This window comes from Robertmurraya dakarensis, from assembly GCF_900156875.1.
In the GTDB taxonomy this organism is placed as follows: domain Bacteria; phylum Bacillota; class Bacilli; order Bacillales; family Cytobacillaceae; genus Robertmurraya; species Robertmurraya dakarensis.
Map to the genome: position 1 here is coordinate 3,127,932 of NZ_LT707409.1, position 19,707 is coordinate 3,147,638.

A 19,707-nucleotide genomic window follows, 5' to 3' on the forward strand; every position below is an offset into this window, starting at 1 on the left:
ACATAAATTTAAAATTTGGTAACCAGGCGATCATAGCAATAAGGAAGGCATATAACCCCCTATAACCTTAGACCCTAAGCTTTGCGTCCTGCCCTTTCAGACAGTTTGCCTTTTCGTTTAAAATATAGTCCTAAAGATTCATATGTCATACAGCTATCATAAGGGAAAATATGACCGAATTCAACAAAATTCTACAAAAAATTTCCTATTCTTAATATAAAAATGTTGTTTTCTAGTAATTAATGACTACCCCCTGCAATGATCAATCATTCCCCTCAAAAAATTCCTTCCCGTGGAACATTCCAACCTGTGAAACAAGATTTTCCGGGTCGTCACAGGGACGACGGTATAAAAGGTCTATTGGTAAAAATAGTAAGAAAGGGATTAGTGATGATGGTGTTTGAGTTGTATAATTGGAAATTATATATCTGAATATTCAGTATATGTAATTTTTACATACTTGATTTCAGTTACTCCGCAGGTTGCTGCGTGGTAGTATATTAAAAATTTTTAGGGGGCTGATGTATGGTTTTAAACAAGAAGAAATTAGGTGTACTAATTCTAGCGCTCATCATGATGTTGTCATTGATTCCAAATTTATCTTTTGCTTCAAATCCTGATACAAAAGACATCATTATTGAAGATGTTATGGTGACCATGAGGGATGGTAAACAGCTGGCAACAAAAGTTTATCGTCCGAAGAAAGATGGAAAGTATCCCGTTTTATTAACAAGAACACCCTACAATAGCGGTGCTTTTCAAGAAAACGAAGACGGCAGTCAGAAACTAGGAGACTACTCAGATGTTGGAAAAAAGTTCGCCAAAGATGGTTACGTCGTGGCAGTCCAAGACCTGCGTGGAGTCTTTAAATCAGAAGGCCGATATACGCTCAGTCTCGATGATGCCAAGGATGGCCATGACACAGTTGAATGGTTAGCAGAGCAGCCTTGGAGTAATGGAAAAGTTGGCACATTTGGTTCTTCTGCTAGAGGAATCACCCAGACGTTACTAGCTCCTGAACAACCTGAAGGCTTAGAAGCGATGTTTATCATTGTCGCGCCTTCACAAATATTTGAGGGATCCCTTTTCCAAGGCGGAGCCTATCGACTTGAATTTATTCAGAACTGGCTTGCAGGTATGAATGTTACCAATGCTCAAAAGTTACTAGAAGAGGAGGAAATTACCCAAGAGAACTTTGAAGATGTAGTGAAATATGCAGGAGAATTCCCCGAAAATTATTGGAAGATGCCATTAAAGGATCTTTACCCTATGAATCTATTAGGGGCATATAATGATTTATTTGAGCATTATGTGAAAGATGGTTATTACGATTATCGGGACGTTCAATTAAACTATTCAAACATTAATGTTCCAGCTTATCATGTCGGCGGATGGTATGATGTGTTTGCTGAAGGTCCAATAAATAACTTTGTTGGTCTGCAAACGAAAGGTGGTAAAGGCGCGAGAGGAAATCAAAAGCTTCTGATGGGACCTTGGAGTCACCGTGATGTTGGAGATAGTAAGAACTTTACAGGCGATGAAGTTGATATCAATGCTGAAATGAAAAAATGGTTCGATTATTGGCTGAAGGGCATCGATAACGGAATCATGAAGGAGGCTCCAATCCGCTATTATACAATGGGGGATAACGAATGGAAAACAGCAAATAAGTGGCCTGTTCAAACTTCCAAAAGTGAAAAGTGGTATTTGAATGACGGGGAAAGCGGAAGTGCAGATTCGCTAAATGATGCTGTTTTATCCAAAAAGGTTCCACGCGCTAAGACTGCACATACATTTGAATATGACCCTGCTGATCCAAACATCACCATCGGCGGTCCGAATTTATATGGATTCTACGGCGTTGGCCCAATGGATCAGAGAACTAGTGAGAAAAACTCTTTAACATACACTTCTGAAGTTTTAAAAGAGGATGTTGAGATTACAGGAAACATCACCGCCACCCTCTATGTGTCTTCTGATGCAAAAGACACTGACTTTACTGTGAAATTAACAGATGTCTCACCAGACGGAACCTCTACCTTATTAAATGATGGAATCCAAAGAATGCGATTCCGTGAAGGGTTAGACAAAGAAGTCTTCATGGAAGATGGGGAGGTCTATAAAATTGAGGTTATTCTAAATGATACAAGTCACGTATTCAAGGAAGGTCATAGAATAAGAGTTGCAATTTCAAGCAGCAACTTCCCAAGATTCGATCGAAACCCTAACACCGGAAACCCATTTGGTGTAGACACCGAGAAAGATTTCATCATCGCCAACAACACCGTGCACCTAAGTTCGAAATACTCTTCACATATAAGCTTGCCAGTAGTGAAAAACAGAAAATAAGAAGCACCCCCATTAGAATAGGTATTATACCTATTTCAATGGGGGTTTCCTATTTAAGCACGTGAAACAAACTCACCCTGTGAAACAAGATTTTTCGGGTCGTCACAGTGACGGTTGGAAACCGGCCACTTCATTCTGAATACACTATAAGAGGAGGTGAAAGTTAAATGAACATCATCGTCCCTATTACCCGAGTGTTTTTAGGGCTCATCTTCCTATTCGGAGGGGTAAATGGATTTTTTGTTTGGTTTTCTGGTCTAGAGCCCTTTATTTTCGTTAGCCGGGAAGCCATGGCCATCCTGCAATACGATTATTTATTAGTAGTGGAAAAGTCATTGGAAGTCATATGCGGCCTACTCCTTTTACTGGATCGCTACGTCCCACTCGCGCTTGCGATATTAACCCCCATCATCGCAAACATCTTATTACTGCACTTATTCATAGATCCTTCGTTCCTAGCTTTGGCCATCTTGCTTTCCACCGCTCAAACCACTCTCTTAATTCATTACCGCAGCAATTTCAAAGGCTTATTCGAAAAATCCCCTTCCCACTAACACCACCAACAGGACCAAACAAGCAAAGGCCGGTTTCCACAAAAAGTGGACCGGCCTTTCCCTAGAATTCCAAATAGTTAAGCTTCATACCGCTCGTGAAACACACCCGTGAAACAAGATTATTCGGGGCGTCCCTGTGACCTAAGATCCGCAACAACTACTAGTTTCACTGCTTCACTGTCATTATTGGATGGCCATACACTGTATGACATTCCTCCTGATTGAAAGTAAACTGTCTCTGTCGCGTTCAGTGAATCTTTCAGCGAGTTAGTGACCTCCTCATCACCAATGCTTGTTTCATAGCTTTTCATAATGTCAGTAACCACTTCCAGCGTTTCATTAGAAGTATCATAGATATTAATCCAAAGCTCCTGCTCAAAGACCGAAACGTTCATAAGTGGCTGATCCTCTTTCACTACCTTTGCATCCCGATCAGGGTGATCACTTCCAAGAATCACTTCATACGGCTCGCCAACAACCTGTCTCAGCCTTTCAACAAGCGAGTTGGTTGTAATTTCCGGTTCTATATATTGATGCAAGGAAATCGGTGTACTTTCTAATGTTGCTAAGTTCAGCATGAACGTATCATTACTTCTAAAATTATAGAATACATGATTATTGAAAACCGCTTCTATATTTAGGTCGCCAGATAACGGAATAACACCTTGCTCATTTTTTCCGTTCAGGCTATTTTTATAAAGAAAATAACCGCTGGATGAATTTTTCACATAATAAATCCCTTTGTTATATATAGCAAAATCTGAGTTTGGACTCACATTAGCAGCTAGCAGCTCCTTTTGTGAACCGTCCAGTTTCATTCGATAAAGTGAAAAATCGCCATTTTTCTCTTCTAAATAATAAATCCAGTCCTCTTCAATTTTAAAATCCACACCATGGATATCATAAGATGTTTTCTTCCCGTTAAAATCGATATGTGTGAGCCAAGCATTGTAATATTCCTCTAAAAACCAAAGTCCATTTGAAGAAACCGATAAAGACATCGTTGGTTTATTATGTACTTGTGTCAACGAGCTTCCATCATGTTTGACTTTAAAAATATACCCCTCGTATTGCTTGTTGGAACTAACAGAAAAGTAGATCCACTCATCTGTAATATTCATATCGCCAAGCCAAACTTTTTCCATGTTGACTGGGATATCAGCAGCCGTAACAATCGTTTTCTCATCTGTTTCATCTGGTTTAATCGAAACAATTTTCTGATCATCCGTAAAAGAATTCACGTAAAACCTATCGCCCCATACTGCCAGCTCCCCTTCAGGAAGGTTAGCAATCTCAGGACTATTCCCATCTAAATCCATGGAGCACATCGCTCCAACCTCATTTTCATCGAAACACCATGTAAAGATACGATTCTTATATTCAATGGTTGAAGCAGCTTTCACACTATTTCCAAAGAATGCCGCTTTTTCTTCCCTAAACTCCGGATTTAACGCGCGGCTGATAAACAAGGAGAATTGCATACGTGTTGTCTCATTTTCCGGTTTAAACGTTCCATTAGGGTAACCGGTTGTGATGTTCGAAAATCCCAGCCTAGCAATATATTCATTTGCCCAATGATCTTCCTTTACATCTGAAAAGCTCTTAGCCGGACCTGTAGGAAGGTTAAAAGCATTTGCTAGGATTTTTGCCATTTGCGCACGAGTTAATGTACCATAAGGATTAAAAGTGGAACCCTTTTGAATAATCTCTTTTTCAACCGCAACCGCTAGATAACGATAACCCTCAGTTCCTTTCTCCACATCAGAAAAACCAGGATCCGCTAGATTAGTTGTTTCCCAATTCAAAGCACGCCCCAGCATGGTAATAGCTTGAATCCGTTTCACCGTTGTATTCGGTCTAAATGTTCCATCCTGATAGCCAGTAATGACACCTCGTTCAATCAAGTACTCAATCTCTTCCCATGAAGCATGATTGGAGTCGATATCTTTAAATGACTCCGCTGCAGACACTGTATGATTCAATCCCAAAAGGAAAAGAACAGTACTCATCAAACTTATAATCGCTTTTTTCATACCCATCCTCCTAAAAATTAGTTCAATAGGTATTATAACCCAACTACTATTATAGGAAAATAGTAGTCAGTATTTCAGACCAGTAGGAGACATATTGGTAAGATACTGTTCTCCACAAAAAAAACCGCCAGGACCCGAAATCCTGACGATTTTTTCTTTAATTATTCTGTTTCGCTTTCCTTACCGCATGCCCGATACTCGCTGCAAGGCCGCCCCAAATAATTACCATTCCAATGATCATCATTGTAATTGCGCTTCCGTCCATTATTTAGAATCCCCCTTGCTATCTTTTACTTCAAAATCGGTTGATTTGCCCCATTTTACTTTCGAGAAAAGAACTCCCAGGATAATTACTAAGGCTGCGATGACCCAGCCGTAAGCCGACACAAACCATGTTTCGTAACCGCCATAGTTCTCAGCGATGTTCGTTCTAATATTATCGAACATCATGTAGCCAAGAACGATCGGGGTAATAAAGCTTAAACAAATTCTCCACCAAACGCCTAGCTTGATATCAGAAACTGAGTCTGCATGATTCTGAAGGTTTCTAAGCTCCTTCGCAAACCAAGCGATCGCTACAACTTCTACTAATCCTGCTAACGCGACTCCAAAGTTATTAATGAAATAATCGACAACATCCAGGAAGTATAGTCCGCCTTGTGTAGCAAACGCAATCGAAATGATGGCTGCAAGTCCGCCTCCGTACATAACCGATTTCGTACGTGACACATTGAATTTATCCTGAACCCCTGCAACGAACGTTTCCACAATGGAAATAAGCGATGATAACCCAGCTAACACTAACGATGCGAAGAACAGGAATCCGAAGAATCCATTGAAGGCAGGAAGTTCATTGATAATCGCAGGAAATACTACGAAAGCTAATCCCACACCGCCTTTAACAACCTCATCTACTCCAACACCTTGCTGCATAGCCATAAATCCTAAAATACTGAATACCCCAATACCCGCTAATAATTCAAATCCAGAGTTTGCAAATCCGGTGATAAACGCATTGTTGGTGATATCAGACTTCTTTGGCAGATAACTAGAGTACGTGACCATAATCGCAAAAGCGATGGATAAACTAAAGAAGATTTGTCCGTAGGCTGCTACCCAAACCTTCCCGTCCATAATGACTTCCCAATTTGGCTTGAAAAAGGCATTTAGACCATCTACTGCTCCATCTAATGTTACGGCGCGAATAACGATAATTAAAAATAATACGAAAAGTGCTGGTAAAAAGATTTTATTCGCTACCTCAATTCCTTTTTTAATTCCTTTAAATAAAATCCCTAATGTAACCACCCAAACAATAACAAGCGGAATGAAAACTCCTGGTACTAAACTTCCGAATTGTCCCGGTGTTTCTGCTAGATGCAAGTAGCTTCCATACAAGAATCCCTCGGTGTCACTTCCCCAGCTTTGGTTGAATGCAAAAATGGAATAGGACATGGCCCATGCTATGATCGCTGCATAATATACCGAGATGAAGAACGAAATTCCTACTTGCCACCATCCGATCCATTCCATTTTTCTGTTTATTCTGGAAAATGATAACGGAGAAGATCCTCTATACTTGTGACCAATCGTAAATTCCATGATTAAAAGCGGAATCCCTGCGGTCAAAAGAGCGAATAAATAAGGTAAGAAGAACGCCCCGCCTCCATTTTCATAAGCGGTTGCCGGGAATCGCCAGATGTTCCCTAATCCAATTGCTGACCCGGCTGCTGCTAAAATAAAACCAGCGCGCGTTCCCCATTGTGGACGATTATCCATAGTGTATAATACCCCCTGCTTTAGTTCCTTACAGAGTTAAAAGAAGAATAGGAACTTTTTTTATTTTCAGATTATTTAATAACTTAAGGATAGTATAGCTAGTTTTCATTCATCTGTCAAAACATTATTTTAGAAAAATGACACTTTTTTTTCAGCCCATAATACCAACGAATGTAAACGCTAACAAAACAATATAATCCTTATTACAATATAATCTGACTGTGTTTTCACCTCCTTTTTTTGAATATATTCCTAGATTCCTAAAACTTTACTCTTTTTACAAAGTCAAAAGAACTAGGACAACCAAATTTTTGAAGTAAGCACTATAAATAGTGTGTTAAAATTTAATACATAATGTAGAAATGGAGAGCTATCAACCATGATAAACAAAATTCAATCTTTAGATTACATCGTTACGATGATCCCACTTATAAAAGCAGCGATTCCTGCGGATCTTTCTATTGCTGTATGCGATTTAGAAAAATTTATTGCTTATTCTCCCGGCAAGAACATAAATCTAGGCATTAAAGTAGGACAGCCCTTGAACCCTGAAGAGCCTCTCTCTATTGCATTGACTCAAAATAAACGACTGCAGGCAAATGTTCCGGCAGAATTCTATGGCTTTGAATTTACCGGAACAGCCCTGCCGCTGCATGATGAACATAACAGAGTCATAGGTGGAATGGCGGTTCAAATCCGGAGGCAAAGTGAACTGCGCGCAATTGCTCAACAAATTTCGGAATCATTATCATTGGCAAACGAACAAATCAGCCAGGTGGCCAACGGGTCTAGTTCTTTAGCTGATTTTTCTAAAAACCTGCTGCAACAATCGCAGCAAGCGGGAGAAGATGTCAAAAATACAGATGAAGTACTCACGATGATCAAGAGGGTCTCCGACCAAACAAACTTACTGGGATTAAATGCAGCGATAGAAGCGGCTCGTGCTGGGGAAAAAGGCAGAGGATTTGAAGTGGTCGCAAACGAAATCAGAAGGTTTTCAAAAGAAACCGCGACATCCACTCAAAAAATCCGTGAAACGATGTCGCAAATCCAATCCATTACAAAAGAAATGGGAGCATCCATTGAGCAAATCGCCACCGTCGGCCAAGCACAGGCCGAATCCATACAGAAAACATTAACATTCATCACAGAAATCGAAGAATTCTCAAAAAAACTCAACGAATTCGCCCATAAACTATAACCAAAGGAGAGTCCCCGCCGGACTCTCCTTTCCTCGTGAAACAATCCAATCCTGTGAAACAAGATTTTCCGGGCCGTCACTGTGACCAAATTTATTCGAAAACGCCAAAAACGCCTTCATTTTTCAATTTTAAGGGCGTTTTTGGCGTTTTCGTTCTGTTTTTGCCTTCAAAAGTGATTTTTGCTCGTTCGATTAAAACTGCACATCCCGCTATTGTAAAGGTACCCGGGAATACAAGAACAAAGCGCGCTTTCTAAGGGGAAACACTAATGGAAAGCTTTGAACAGATTGCCGAACAATATACGCCGATGATTTACAGCATTATGCGCAGGTTGACAATTTATAAAAACAAAGAGGAGTTCTTTCAGATGGGGCTGATTGCCCTTTGGGAAGCGCAGCAGCAATTCAATCCTAGAAAAGGAAGTTTTACAAACTATGCCTATAACCATATTCTCGGAAGGTACCTGGACGAATTTCGCAGGTTAAATAAGGAGGCGGAACACACCACCATCCCGACTGAGGAATTTTGGCAATACCTTATTGATGAATCAGTCTCTTCCCTTCTAGATGAAGAGACTCTCCTTGCCTATTGTCAAAACGGCCAGCTCTCTGAGAACCAGACCAAATGGGTATTGTACACCTTTTTAAAAGGATTCGATACCAATCAAATCGCGGAAATCGAATGTGTCAGCCCGTCAGCAGTAAAACATTGGAAAACCAAGGCCACAGAGAGATTACGTAAAACGGCTAGTTTATTTAGCTAAACAAGAGATCTTGTTGCTACCAAAATGGCTATGAATTAGTTATCACCTCTAGGAGCCAGCGTTAGTCGGCATAGCAATCGTGAGAACAAATAGACGTAGCATTAACTGTAAGGAAATTATTTAGATAGGACGGTTTCCCATTGAGACCGTCTTTATATTAGAAAGTATTAGAAATTATAATATTTAATAATCTTTTCTCTTTTATTAATTCTTCTCCCTAATTTCCTGCATATTTTCACAGCAATCCTGTTCATTTGATAATGTAATTTCTCAGTTTTTCTCAAGATTCCTAGAGATTAAGAGGTTTAGATAGGAATTTGACGATGGAAAGTGGGTATAAATGAAGAGGAAATTGGGGGTTTTTTCTGGAATTATTGAGGCATAGGGAAAAAACCCCTGAGATCATTTCGGAAAGGTAGTGATACTATGATGCTAGTTTTACGTCGAGTTCCAGCACAATCCCACACTTCCAAAGGAAATGAAATTCTAGAGCCTATCCAGCAGGTTCGCCGTCAGAAAGTGATGACGATGTTCAAAACACTTGAAAAAGTGCAGCGCGTTTCCCGACAGCTGGCACAAACAGGTGAGGTCCATTCCAAGCATGGAAGCAGAGTTTCCAGCTTGATCCGAATACAAATTGAGGACGCGAAAGCGAAAGTAAGAGCCCTTTCTCCTTCGGCATTACAATTTATCGGTCCAGGTGATAGATTCGAAAATCCAACCACGAAAGGAGGGCAATGACAAACGTTTTCTTTTAAAAAACTAAATACCCTCAATACAGGCCGGCCGCCTAAAAAAATAGCGTTCCTTAGTTGGGGATACGCTATTTTTTTGTTTTCATAGATTCTATTTTTTTGCACAAAAAATCACTATTCCATCAAGTAGAATAGTGATTTTCTATGAAAGTCTTAAATTTAATTTCGAATCAAGTAATCAAATGCACCTAATGCTGCTGTTGCACCTGATCCCATTGAAATGATGATTTGGTTATAGGCGCTGTCAGTACAATCCCCAGCAGCAAATACGCCAGGAATGGTTGTTGCACCGTTCTTTTCGACGATGATTTCACCGATACGGTTGCGCTCAAGCTGGCCTTCTAACCAATCTGTATTTGGTACAAGACCGATTTGGACGAACACACCTGCTAATTCCACATGTGTTTCTTCGCCTGTGTCGCGATCAACATACGTAATTCCGTCTACTTTGTCAGTACCGGTAATTTCTTTTGTTGCTGCATTTTTCACGACTGTTACGTTTGGAAGGCTGTAAAGACGCTTTTGCAGTACTTCGTCTGCTTTTAATTCTGGCATGAATTCAATAACTGTTACATGCTTCACAATACCAGCAAGGTCAATCGCTGCTTCAATACCAGAGTTACCTCCGCCGATTACCGCTACATCTTTACCTTCAAATAATGGACCATCACAGTGAGGGCAATAAGCTACCCCTTTGTTTTTGAACTCTTGCTCACCAGGAACGTTCACATTACGCCAACGAGCACCTGTTGAAATGATTACTGTCTTACTCTTAAGAACAGCGCCATTTTCAAGTTCAATTTCAATTAGGTCTTTCTTTTCTAGGCCTTTTGCACGCTGAAGATTCATGACATCGATGTCATACTCTTTCACATGCTCTTCAAGAGCCGCAGCAAGCTTAGGACCTTCTGTATTTTTCACAGAAATGAAGTTCTCAATGCTTAGTGTATCAAGGATTTGACCGCCGAAACGTTCTGCGACAATTCCTGTGCGGATTCCTTTACGCGCTGCATAGATCGCCGCACTCGCACCAGCAGGACCTCCGCCGACAACAAGAACATCATATGGATCTTTTTCAGAAAGGGTATCTGCACTTGGGCCTTCCCCTAACTTCGCAAGAATTTCTTCAATCGACATACGTCCATTTCCGAATGGCTCTGCATTTAAGTATATAGCCGGAACAGCTAATACATCTTTACGTTCTACTTCTTCTTTAAAAGCTGCACCATCGATCATCGTATGCGTAACATTAGGGTTCAACACACTCATAATATTTAAGGCTTGTACCACATCTGGGCAATTATGACAGCTTAAGCTGACATATGTTTCAAAGTGGTGTTCACCTTTAATATTTTTAATCTGATCGATCACGCTTTGGTCTACCTTTGGAGCTCTTCCGCTCACTTGTAAAAGAGCTAGAACCAATGAAGTGAACTCATGCCCTAGCGGTACACCTGCAAAAGTAACGCCCGTCTCTTCACCGACACGGTTGACACTAAAGCTTGGGGTTCTTGCTAGTTCTACTTTTTCCACTGAAATTCGAGGAGACATGGAGGCCAGCTCTTCAACTAGAGCCAGCATCTCCTCTGAAACTTTGTCAGAACCTGCACTAACTTTAAGGACAAGATCGCCTTCAAGCATTTGCAAGTACTGACTTAATTGAGCTTTAATATCTGCATCAAGTGCCATTTTTATCGCTCTCCTTAGATTTTACCTACAAGATCAAGGCTTGGCTTAAGAGTTTCTCCGCCTTCTTGCCATTTAGCTGGGCAAACTTCACCTGGATTGTTGCGTACGTATTGAGCTGCTTTGATTTTGTTTACAAGAATGCTTGCGTCACGGCCGATTCCGCCAGCGTTGATTTCAAGAGCTTGTACAACTCCGTCTGGATCGATGATGAAAGTTCCACGGTCAGCAACACCATCTTCTTCGATTAGAACGTCGAAGTTACGAGAAATCACGTGAGAAGGATCCCCGATCATTGTATAAGTGATTTTGCCGATTGCTTCTGAAGAATCATGCCATGCTTTATGAACGAAATGAGTATCAGTTGAAACTGAGTATACTTCACAGCCAAGGCTCTTTAATTCTTCATATTGGTTTTGAAGATCTTCAAGTTCAGTTGGGCAAACGAAAGTAAAGTCTGCAGGGTAGAAACAAACAACACTCCATTGACCTTTAAAATTTTGTTCTGAAACTTCTACAAATTCACCGTTTTTGTAAGCTTGTGCTTTAAATGGTTGTACTTCTTTACCGATTAATGACATAATAAAATTCCTCCAATATGTAATATTTAAATATTATAGAAAGTGAAACATTTGGTCGGTTCTTTTGTTTCTTTTAAGGAAAACAATTATAGGCAGCCGGCCATATAACCCGCTCACTTAACTATAATAATTATTAATTTATAATTATTATCATATAACCTAAACTATTTGTCAACTAATTATACAATTATCACTTTCGTAAAAAATTATCAAATAGTTTGACCTATTGTAACAAAATATACTTATTTAAGTGTAGAATGCGTTTCAAGAAGTTCAGTTCAGCAGGCAGACATCATTCTCAATACCCTTCCCTCCTTCTCAAAAAAACTTCCTATTATCACCCTCTATCAGTATTGCGCACGGTCATGAATTTAATACCAATCCCAAAAAAAGAAAGCACGGTATCCCCCATGCCTTCCTACTATCATACCTCCGTGAAACAATTTCCATTGTGAAACAAGATTTATCGGGTCGTCACAGTGACCCTCTGCGATAAGTCCGCTATACCCGATAGAGCAAGTGATACTTCGGTTTCCTGCACAAATCGTTCGAGCACTTTCTCTACGCCTTGTTGTCCGTGGACTGCTAATCCATACAGAAATGGGCGGCCAATTAGCACAGCATCTGCGCCCAATGCCAAGGCTTTAACTGCATCAATCCCACGGCGTACTCCACTATCTAATAGAACAGGAATTTTCCCATCGACCGCCTCCACAATCCCTGGCAGCGCATCAATCGAAGCAATCACCCCATCAAGCTGCCGGCCGCCATGATTGGAGACAATAATCCCATCCACTCCATAAGATAAAGCCGTTTTTGCATCATCCTGATGTAATATCCCTTTAATCAACACAGGCAGTTTTGTCCGTTTCTTCACCTCAGCGACATCCTTCCATGTTAAAGAAGGGTGCTGAATATTTTCCAGGATCCCCGCAACAATACTTTCCAGATCATGATTCTCCAACGACTTCATGAATACTGGATCGCTCACATAGTTCCCTTTTCCATACCCCAATGACAACGGCGAAAACTGATTACGCATATCCGTCTCTCTCCACCCTGCCATCGTCGTATCAACCGTAATCACAATCGCTTCATAGCCCGCTTTTTCTGCTCGTTCTACCATGCTGTAAGAAAGCTCAGGATTCACAGTGGAAAAATAAAGCTGAAACCAATTACAGCCATTTGGCGCGGCTTCCGCAATTTCTTCTAATGAATACGCAGATACCGTACTAACAATAAACGGAACGCCCATAGCCTCTGCCGCTTTAGCCGTGGCCAGTTCCCCTTCCTCATGGGCAAGAGTCTGCATGCCGATCGGCGATAAAAGAAATGGCGTTTTGTATCGGCGACCAAAAAGATTAACACTCATATCTACATTAGATACATCATTAAGCATTCTCGGAACAATCGCCCATTTCGAAAAAGCCTCTTCGTTTCTTTTCGCCGTTTCATTTCTCCCCGCTCCCGTACTTGCATATCCATAACCGCCCGCATGCATTACCTCGGAAGCCTTTTGTTCCCATTCTTCAAATGAAAGTGGAAAATCCGTTTCCTTACTTATGTCCTTCATTAGTATATCTCGATTCGCAACAGTCATCTCAAATGCCTTCTTTCCTTTAAAATAGTGGGAGGACCTATATATGGAAAAAAGAGCACCTCAAAAGGGCACTCTCTTCCAATTAAAAAAAGAAACACGAGAACCGCCCCCACGTTTCTTCCGTGAAACAATTCTCATCGTGAAACAAGATTATTCGGGTCGTCACAGTGACAAGAAAACTTTAAAAAACAAACAAATGTGCAATCAATACAATGATTGGCAATGTAATAATTGTTCTTTCGATAAATATAATGAATAGCTCACCGAAGCTTAACGGAATGTTTGAACGCAGAATCAAGATCCCGATTTCTGACATGTAGATTAATTGTGTTAAAGAAAGTCCTGCGACAATGAAACGTGTTAATTCACTTTCAATCCCGCTCCCGATCACTGGCGGCAAGAACATGTCCGCAAATCCAACCAGCATCGTCTTCGCAGCCGCACCCGCTTCAGGCACCTGCATCCATTCTAAAATCGGAACAAATGGATAAGAAATGATATCAAAAACAGGTGTATATTCAGCAACAATTAACGCAAGGGCTCCCAAACTCATAACAAGCGGGATCAACCCTAACCAAATATCTAAAATCGTCTCAACCCCATCTGAGAGCAGCTTCTTCGCACTTGGCGCAGTTCTCGCCTTGTTCAGTGCTTGCTCCCAACCCCACTTCACTTTCGATACGCCTTCTGGAATCGTTTCATCAATTTTCTGACCAACAGGTTCATAATAAGTATCCGGTTTTCTTGATAGCGGCGGAATTCTCGGCATAATAACCGCTGCCACCACACACGCTACGGAAACGGTTAAGTAAAATGGAATGAACATATGTCCCAGTCCAACGACATTCGCCACAATTAAACTAAAGGCAATCGAGGCGATTGAAAAAGTGGTCGCAATAACCGCAGCTTCCCTTTTTGTATAATAACCTTCATCGTATTGTTTCGTTGTCACCAACACCCCAACAGTTCCTGCCCCCATCCAGGAAGCCAGTGTGTCAATGGAAGAACGCCCTGGCAGCGTAAATAACGGCCGCATGATCTTCTGGAAAAGGGCTCCAATAAATTCCATCAATCCAAACTCTACTAATAAAGGCAGTAGAATTCCCGCAAATAAGAACCATGTCATTAACACTGGAGCCAAATCATAAAGCACGACTCCGCCTGTATTACGGCTCCAAATAAACTCTGGTCCCACTTCAAAAATCGTCAGGATCCCCACCAAGAACCCGAATAATCTGGCTGCTAAACCGAACATCCCAATATCAAATAACCCTTTAAAAAACTTACTCTCCATAATAAAGCTCGGCTTAAAAATCTTTGTCACGATTGTTCCAGCGGTTGATAAACCCAAAATAAAGATAATAAATGCCGGAATATAAGCACTAAAATAACCGTTCAAAAGTGATGCCAAAATGCCGACACCAATAGTAATTTCCCCGTTGAATTTGATTGGAACGAGAAATAACAATACCCCAATCAACGAAGGAATCAAAAACTTTAACTGGCCGCCACTCGACGCGGCCGTTTCACTCTCCTGTTTGACCCTTGCTTGTGCCTCCACACCATTTCCCCCTTTTTAAAAAACCCCTCTATCCTCTAATCCCCAATTCTGCTTCATACTCAGTTAGCGCCTCATCCAGCAATGCAATTCCTCTATCTAAGTTCTCTTTGTCAACATTTAACGGCGGCATCATCCGGATAACCTCGCCTTTATTTCCACTTAGGTAAAAAATCACGCCTTTATGCAGGCATTTTTCAAGAATATTCATAAGTCCTTCGCCATTTGGTGCACCAGTTACAGGTTGAACAATCTCAATCCCCAGCATCATGCCAATGCCTCGCACCGTCCCCATCACGGGGTGCTTTTCTTTTAGGTCAATAAGCTTTCTAAGCGCGTATTCACCTAGATTTCTAGCATTTTCAACCATGCCCTCTTCTTTTAGAACATCAATCGTTGCACAAGCTGCTGCACAGGCAATTGGATTTCCTCCAAAAGTGGTACTATGACTGCCAATCGACCATTGCTCCATCAGTTCTTTAGAAGCAACCGTTGCACTTAACGGCAAGCCGCTTGCAATTCCCTTCGCAATCGCCATGATATCTGGCGTCACTCCAAAGCGACTCGCTGCAAACCAATCACCCGTACGTCCAAACCCCGTTTGCACTTCATCAAAAATTAATAGAATGCCGTGCATATCGCAGATTTCACGTATTTTTTGCAGCCAAGCTCTCGGCGGGATGACATAGCCGCCTTCCCCAAGCACTGGTTCTAAAATAACCGCTGCCACTTCGTCCGGAGCCACTTGATGATTAAATAGTTTTTCAAAGTCTTTTTCTACGTGCTCTGACCAATACACATCATGGTCTAATCCGTCGGGGGTTTCCGTAATTTGTGCGTATGGCAGCTGGTACGTCATCCCCGCTCCGACAGGCAAGCTTCTTCTGTACTTGCTTTTCGAAGTTGTCAGGCTGAGCGCTCCCATTGTTCTTCCATGAAATCCGCCAAGGAAAGATACAACATAAGGTCTTCCTGTCACATGTCTAGCGAGCTTCACTGCCCCTTCAATCGCCTCAGCGCCGCTATTTCCAAAGAAAAAGCAGTCTAAGGATTCTGGTAAAATTGTCTGCAGTTTCTTTGCTAAATTAATAATAGATTCATAGTTGATAATCCCGATCGGTCCATGAACCAAAGAATCCACTTGATCCTTGATCGCAGCAACTACCTTCGGATGGCGATGCCCAGTATTTTCAGTCGCAATCCCTGAAGTAAAATCCAAGTACTTCTTCCCATCAACCCCGATGTAAAATAACCCTTCTGCTTTAGCTACTGGCAGGTTCGGAAAATCCTTCGCCATTGTGGGTGCCAATAAGCCTTCTTCATTAATGGTGTTCCAATCTATCATAATGCCATCTCCTAATATCCAATGAATGTTTAATGAATTTTCTCTCAATATGCATGATTAGTCAATTTCAATCCATAAGAAATATTAATAGTAAATATCGGTAATTAGGGAGGTGATCCGTTGTGATGACTGCTTTTTTTTAAAAAAACAGGCTAAACACATGCTCGATACTAGAAAAGTCAGGCAAAAACCATTAAGAAAAATTATGAATCATTATGGATAAAGTTGTATATTTATGAATCTCATGCAGTCACTCTTCCAAATCCTTCTATATGAAAAGGCCCGCCAATTGCTATGCTATAATATTAAGAGATTATCTAATTTGTACGTATTTTAAATTCAGAATTGTTTTTCAAAAAGAGGTGATGACATGGAATTACGTAATTTAAAAACCTTTCAAGTCGTGGCAGAGGAATTGAATCTCACGAAGGCGGCAAAAAGATTAGGCTATACTCAGCCTACTCTCACATTACAACTACAAGCACTTGAAAAAGAGCTTAATCACACCCTGCTCACTAGAATTGGAAAGAAGACGCTGCTAACCGCTGCCGGGCAAAAACTGAAAGGGCATGTCGACCAATTATTTGACCTCATCGATGAGATGGAAAAAGATATGGAAGAATTGCATGGACCTGCCGGGGTGCTGAACGTGGCGGCATCTGAGTATTACTGCAGGCATCATCTATCACCGATAATTAGCAAATATATGGAAATGTACAGTAACGTGCGGGTCAACCTTTTGCCACTTAATAGCGTTCACGGCATCCAAAGCGTGAAGGACCGTGTCGCCGACATTGCGATTATTGCCAGCGATTGCAATGAAATGGATATTAAACAAACCTTTTTAGAAGAAGAAAAGACGTTTTTAGTTGTGTCATCAGGGATAAGCAAGATCAAAAGCCTGGAAGAGATTTATAGTCAGTATCCCTTTATCTCCTACGATAAAGATTGCAGTTTCAGCAGTATCATTGACCGCTATTTTAAGAGCAATGAACTTCAGCCACAGTCCATGATTGTAGTGGGCGGCAGCGACGAGACGATCAAAAGAGCGGTCTTAAACGGTACCGGCTATGCTATTTTAGGGGAAAATATCATGAAGAATGAATTGGAAGATGGATCGATCACCATCCTGCAACAGGTGGATGAACCGATTATTACTTCTATGATCAATCTAAAGGTGCGTGCGGAAGAACCTAATATACAGACTTTTAATGAGTTTATTCGCGGGGCTTGGAAACATGGAGAAAGTTCCCTTGTTTCCTTGCTTTAACCTTAGTATTAAAAAGTTACCTAGGAACTACCAGTCATGAGATGGGCAGGTAGTTCCTATTTTATTAAAATCTTATCTATTAAATGGGTTGTAATTTACAGATACCGGAGCGAGAGGCAGCCCCTGAAATATTGATTGGTAGAAGAATATATAAATAGAAGGGGTTACGAAGTACAGGAGATGAATTTTTCACAATTAATGGCGTACGTTAAACTGCGCTTAGCTTAATTGTCTTTTGATATTGCCAATCTCCCTTTCATTTCTTGCTGTTTTCTCCCAAATAAAATCCTGGTCATTTTCAATAGCCTTAAAGCGATCTACTATTTCTTTATGGCGTTCCTCCCCTTTGGTTTCTATCTCTGGGAGTTTTATTTGCATCTCTTGTTGGATTTGCTTCATTTCTTGCTGGTCTCGTTTCATTTCTTGTAGATCCTGCTTCATTTCTTGTTGGTCTCGTTTCATTTCTTGTAGATCCTGCTTCATTTCTTGTTGGTCTCGCTTCATTTCTCGTAGACTTGTCCTCAGATCTTGTTGATCTTTCTTCATGCTATGCTGCTCAGCTTGAATTCCCCCTACCATCCCTATTAATTGTGCCAGCATATCCTCAATTTTTTCACCATTCATTTTCCCTCACCTCCTTTTCACATATTATATATCGAATAACTCATTTTGGATATCTAGTTTTTTCTCAGCGAAAGGCAGGGACAGTTCCATTACCAACCCCGTAATCTCACTTCCCTCCCCTCGTCAGAAAGCATGGTTCCCACCCAAACTTCCTTCTGTGGAACATTCTTGTGAAACAAGATTATTCGGGTCGTCACAGTGACCGAAGTTCGCTAAATAGGTTTCCGTCTTTGATTTTCTCTGGTTTTCCTAATAGATACCCCTGTGCAACAGGAACTTGTAAAGTCTTAGCGATTGCTAAATCCATCTCTTGTTCTAAGCCTTCTAAAATCAAGATCATCCGTTGCTTGGAATATTGCACTAAAAGCGAAAGCAATTGTTGTTTATCTTTTGACGTAAATAATTCTCTAGAAAAATACTGATCTACTTTAATAATATCCGGGGAAAACTCAACGATTTTCTGTAGTCCAGCAGCTCCCTTACCAATATCATCTAATGCAATGATGAAATTTTTTTCTTTTAAAAACTTGATCTTCTCTTTTAATTCTTGAATTCTCCAAATATGTTCCTCATTTTTAGTCTCGTTTAATTCAAATACGATTCTTCCTATTGCTTGTGGATATTGAATAAGCAGCTGTTCAATAAACGATTCGAACTGATCATTCAACAACGTAGATGGGAATATATTGATAAACAATAATTCTGAAAGCGATTGTTCAAAAGGAAAACTGCTTATTGCCTTTGAAATAGACAATGTATCTAGTTCATATAAACTTCCTTCTCGCCTAGCTTCATCAAATATGGCTTCAATATTTTGATTCTGAGCCCCCTCAGTAAATCTTAATAGAGCTTCATACCCGTATACTTTCCAGTTATGCAACTGCCATAATGGTTGATAAGCATGCTCTACTCGTTCATAACGTACTTGATTTATGAAATTGATATTCATGTGCCCGCCACTCCCTTCCTTATTTACGAAAACTTTTTAATACCCAATGCTTTACATCTAGGACAAGTAATTGTATTTGCAGGTTTAAATTTAATCTTCTTAAAATCACTCCGCACAAAAGTAGGAAAAACATTATATTTGAAACCACAATTACAAGTGTTACGGTCTTTTACAACATGTGTTAAATTGTCTCCTTTATCAAATACTGTTGGATAAAACATACCTTTCCCCTTCTTTCATATTTGGATAATTTACTAGTTTCTCTGAGCTGTTCTAAATCTTCTAAATTTATACTATTATTATGTTGGAAACCAGATGGAAAAGAAATCAGCTAGTACTCTTATTCTCACCATTTAAGAGGATTAGGAACCTGTTCCTATTTCATTCTGAGCTAATTTATTTTTGGCTCTTTAGCTCCCCATACATCCGCATTCTAAATTTGTAAGGTATACATATATTTTGATAAGGGTTGTTTCAAAAGGATTCTCTTTATTAAACAGGAGAATCCTTTCTTTAACTTTATTGTTTTCTGAATATTCAAATAACTATAGAAAGGATGTGTTACCGACATTTCCTAACTAGTCAGCCGCTAACAAAGTCACTTAAGCAACAAGAGCAATCCGCGTGAACTATTTTTCAAAAAATAAAGGAGTGATGAC

At 40.4% G+C, this 19,707-nt stretch carries 16 protein-coding genes and 1 riboswitch; of the genes, 6 read left to right on the top strand and 10 right to left on the bottom strand.

Annotated features, from left to right (window positions below; all coding sequences use genetic code 11):
• Window positions 1–14: 14 nt before the first annotated feature.
• A riboswitch (cyclic di-GMP riboswitch) is annotated at window positions 15–120 on the bottom strand.
• Window positions 121–525: 405 nt separating this feature from the next.
• Window positions 526–2,349, top strand: coding sequence for a CocE/NonD family hydrolase (locus CZ487_RS23920; RefSeq protein WP_077214872.1), 1,824 nt, complete (start codon window positions 526–528; stop codon window positions 2,347–2,349).
• A 167-nt stretch (window positions 2,350–2,516) separates the two neighbouring features.
• The gene (locus CZ487_RS23925; RefSeq protein WP_077214873.1) at window positions 2,517–2,903 is read left to right on the top strand and encodes a DoxX family membrane protein; all 387 of its coding nucleotides are present in this window, start codon (window positions 2,517–2,519) and stop codon (window positions 2,901–2,903) included.
• Between the two features lie 119 nt (window positions 2,904–3,022).
• On the opposite strand, the gene CZ487_RS23930 is transcribed toward CZ487_RS23925, so the two are convergent.
• The 3 genes from CZ487_RS23930 to CZ487_RS23940 form a co-directional block, all read right to left on the bottom strand.
• Window positions 3,023–4,936 carry an S-layer homology domain-containing protein gene (locus CZ487_RS23930; protein WP_077214874.1) on the bottom strand — a complete coding sequence of 638 codons (1,914 nt, stop codon included), beginning with the start codon at window positions 4,934–4,936 and terminating at the stop codon, window positions 3,023–3,025.
• A gap of 157 nt (window positions 4,937–5,093) precedes the next feature.
• On the bottom strand, window positions 5,094–5,201 hold the full coding sequence (locus CZ487_RS23935) for a methionine/alanine import family NSS transporter small subunit (RefSeq protein WP_077214875.1): 108 nt from the start codon (window positions 5,199–5,201) through the stop codon (window positions 5,094–5,096).
• Complete coding sequence (locus CZ487_RS23940) at window positions 5,201–6,715, bottom strand: sodium-dependent transporter (protein WP_077214876.1); 1,515 nt, start codon at window positions 6,713–6,715, stop codon at window positions 5,201–5,203. Before CZ487_RS23940 ends, CZ487_RS23935 begins: the two co-directional genes overlap by 1 nt.
• A gap of 379 nt (window positions 6,716–7,094) precedes the next feature.
• Here CZ487_RS23940 and CZ487_RS28225 point away from each other — a divergent pair, with 379 nt between their 5' ends.
• The 3 genes from CZ487_RS28225 (at window position 7,095) to CZ487_RS23960 (ending at window position 9,421) form a co-directional block, all read left to right on the top strand.
• Window positions 7,095–7,916 (top strand): methyl-accepting chemotaxis protein, encoded by an 822-nt coding sequence (locus CZ487_RS28225; protein WP_077214877.1) that lies wholly within the window; start codon window positions 7,095–7,097, stop codon window positions 7,914–7,916.
• Window positions 7,917–8,185: 269 nt separating this feature from the next.
• Window positions 8,186–8,680: a sigma-70 family RNA polymerase sigma factor gene (locus tag CZ487_RS23955; protein ID WP_077214879.1), complete on the top strand. Its 495-nt coding sequence runs from the start codon at window positions 8,186–8,188 to the stop codon at window positions 8,678–8,680.
• Window positions 8,681–9,106: 426 nt separating this feature from the next.
• Window positions 9,107–9,421 (top strand): hypothetical protein, encoded by a 315-nt coding sequence (locus CZ487_RS23960; RefSeq protein WP_077214880.1) that lies wholly within the window; start codon window positions 9,107–9,109, stop codon window positions 9,419–9,421.
• A 173-nt stretch (window positions 9,422–9,594) separates the two neighbouring features.
• Here the strand turns inward: CZ487_RS23960 and ahpF are convergent, their stop codons facing one another.
• From ahpF to CZ487_RS23985, 5 genes are all read right to left on the bottom strand, one after another.
• On the bottom strand, window positions 9,595–11,124 hold the full coding sequence (gene ahpF, locus CZ487_RS23965) for an alkyl hydroperoxide reductase subunit F (protein WP_077214881.1): 1,530 nt from the start codon (window positions 11,122–11,124) through the stop codon (window positions 9,595–9,597).
• 14 nt (window positions 11,125–11,138) lie between these two features.
• On the bottom strand, window positions 11,139–11,702 hold the full coding sequence (ahpC, locus tag CZ487_RS23970; protein ID WP_077214882.1) for an alkyl hydroperoxide reductase subunit C: 564 nt from the start codon (window positions 11,700–11,702) through the stop codon (window positions 11,139–11,141).
• Between the two features lie 463 nt (window positions 11,703–12,165).
• The gene (locus CZ487_RS23975) at window positions 12,166–13,302 is read right to left on the bottom strand and encodes an alpha-hydroxy-acid oxidizing protein (protein WP_077214883.1); all 1,137 of its coding nucleotides are present in this window, start codon (window positions 13,300–13,302) and stop codon (window positions 12,166–12,168) included.
• Window positions 13,303–13,483: 181 nt separating this feature from the next.
• On the bottom strand, window positions 13,484–14,863 hold the full coding sequence (locus CZ487_RS23980; protein ID WP_077214884.1) for a YjiH family protein: 1,380 nt from the start codon (window positions 14,861–14,863) through the stop codon (window positions 13,484–13,486).
• Window positions 14,864–14,891: 28 nt separating this feature from the next.
• Window positions 14,892–16,205 carry an aspartate aminotransferase family protein gene (locus CZ487_RS23985; protein WP_077214885.1) on the bottom strand — a complete coding sequence of 438 codons (1,314 nt, stop codon included), beginning with the start codon at window positions 16,203–16,205 and terminating at the stop codon, window positions 14,892–14,894.
• Window positions 16,206–16,575: 370 nt separating this feature from the next.
• Between CZ487_RS23985 and CZ487_RS23990 the strand changes: the two genes are divergently transcribed.
• On the top strand, window positions 16,576–17,475 hold the full coding sequence (locus tag CZ487_RS23990; RefSeq protein WP_077214886.1) for a LysR family transcriptional regulator: 900 nt from the start codon (window positions 16,576–16,578) through the stop codon (window positions 17,473–17,475).
• A 219-nt stretch (window positions 17,476–17,694) separates the two neighbouring features.
• Here the strand turns inward: CZ487_RS23990 and CZ487_RS23995 are convergent, their stop codons facing one another.
• Window positions 17,695–18,099 carry a hypothetical protein gene (locus CZ487_RS23995; RefSeq protein WP_077214887.1) on the bottom strand — a complete coding sequence of 135 codons (405 nt, stop codon included), beginning with the start codon at window positions 18,097–18,099 and terminating at the stop codon, window positions 17,695–17,697.
• A 193-nt stretch (window positions 18,100–18,292) separates the two neighbouring features.
• Entirely contained in the window at window positions 18,293–19,048 is a 756-nt protein-coding gene (locus tag CZ487_RS24000; RefSeq protein ID WP_077214888.1) for an EAL domain-containing protein, read from the bottom strand.
• Window positions 19,049–19,707 lie beyond the last annotated feature (659 nt).

Excerpts from the sequence above, each read along its gene's own strand:
- CZ487_RS23985 (WP_077214885.1), bottom strand. The coding sequence starts at position 16,205 with ATGATAGATTGGAACACCATTAATGAAGAAGGCTTATTGGCACCCACA.
- CZ487_RS23955 (WP_077214879.1), top strand. The coding sequence starts at position 8,186 with ATGGAAAGCTTTGAACAGATTGCCGAACAATATACGCCGATGATTTAC.
- CZ487_RS23995 (WP_077214887.1), bottom strand. The coding sequence starts at position 18,099 with ATGAATGGTGAAAAAATTGAGGATATGCTGGCACAATTAATAGGGATG.
- CZ487_RS23935 (WP_077214875.1), bottom strand. The coding sequence starts at position 5,201 with ATGGACGGAAGCGCAATTACAATGATGATCATTGGAATGGTAATTATT.
- CZ487_RS23925 (WP_077214873.1), top strand. The coding sequence starts at position 2,517 with ATGAACATCATCGTCCCTATTACCCGAGTGTTTTTAGGGCTCATCTTC.
- CZ487_RS23930 (WP_077214874.1), bottom strand. The coding sequence starts at position 4,936 with ATGAAAAAAGCGATTATAAGTTTGATGAGTACTGTTCTTTTCCTTTTG.
- CZ487_RS24000 (WP_077214888.1), bottom strand. The coding sequence starts at position 19,048 with ATGAATATCAATTTCATAAATCAAGTACGTTATGAACGAGTAGAGCAT.
- CZ487_RS28225 (WP_077214877.1), top strand. The coding sequence starts at position 7,095 with ATGATAAACAAAATTCAATCTTTAGATTACATCGTTACGATGATCCCA.
- CZ487_RS23960 (WP_077214880.1), top strand. The coding sequence starts at position 9,107 with ATGATGCTAGTTTTACGTCGAGTTCCAGCACAATCCCACACTTCCAAA.
- ahpC (WP_077214882.1), bottom strand. The coding sequence starts at position 11,702 with ATGTCATTAATCGGTAAAGAAGTACAACCATTTAAAGCACAAGCTTAC.
- CZ487_RS23975 (WP_077214883.1), bottom strand. The coding sequence starts at position 13,302 with ATGACTGTTGCGAATCGAGATATACTAATGAAGGACATAAGTAAGGAA.
- CZ487_RS23990 (WP_077214886.1), top strand. The coding sequence starts at position 16,576 with ATGGAATTACGTAATTTAAAAACCTTTCAAGTCGTGGCAGAGGAATTG.
- CZ487_RS23940 (WP_077214876.1), bottom strand. The coding sequence starts at position 6,715 with ATGGATAATCGTCCACAATGGGGAACGCGCGCTGGTTTTATTTTAGCA.
- ahpF (WP_077214881.1), bottom strand. The coding sequence starts at position 11,124 with ATGGCACTTGATGCAGATATTAAAGCTCAATTAAGTCAGTACTTGCAA.
- CZ487_RS23920 (WP_077214872.1), top strand. The coding sequence starts at position 526 with ATGGTTTTAAACAAGAAGAAATTAGGTGTACTAATTCTAGCGCTCATC.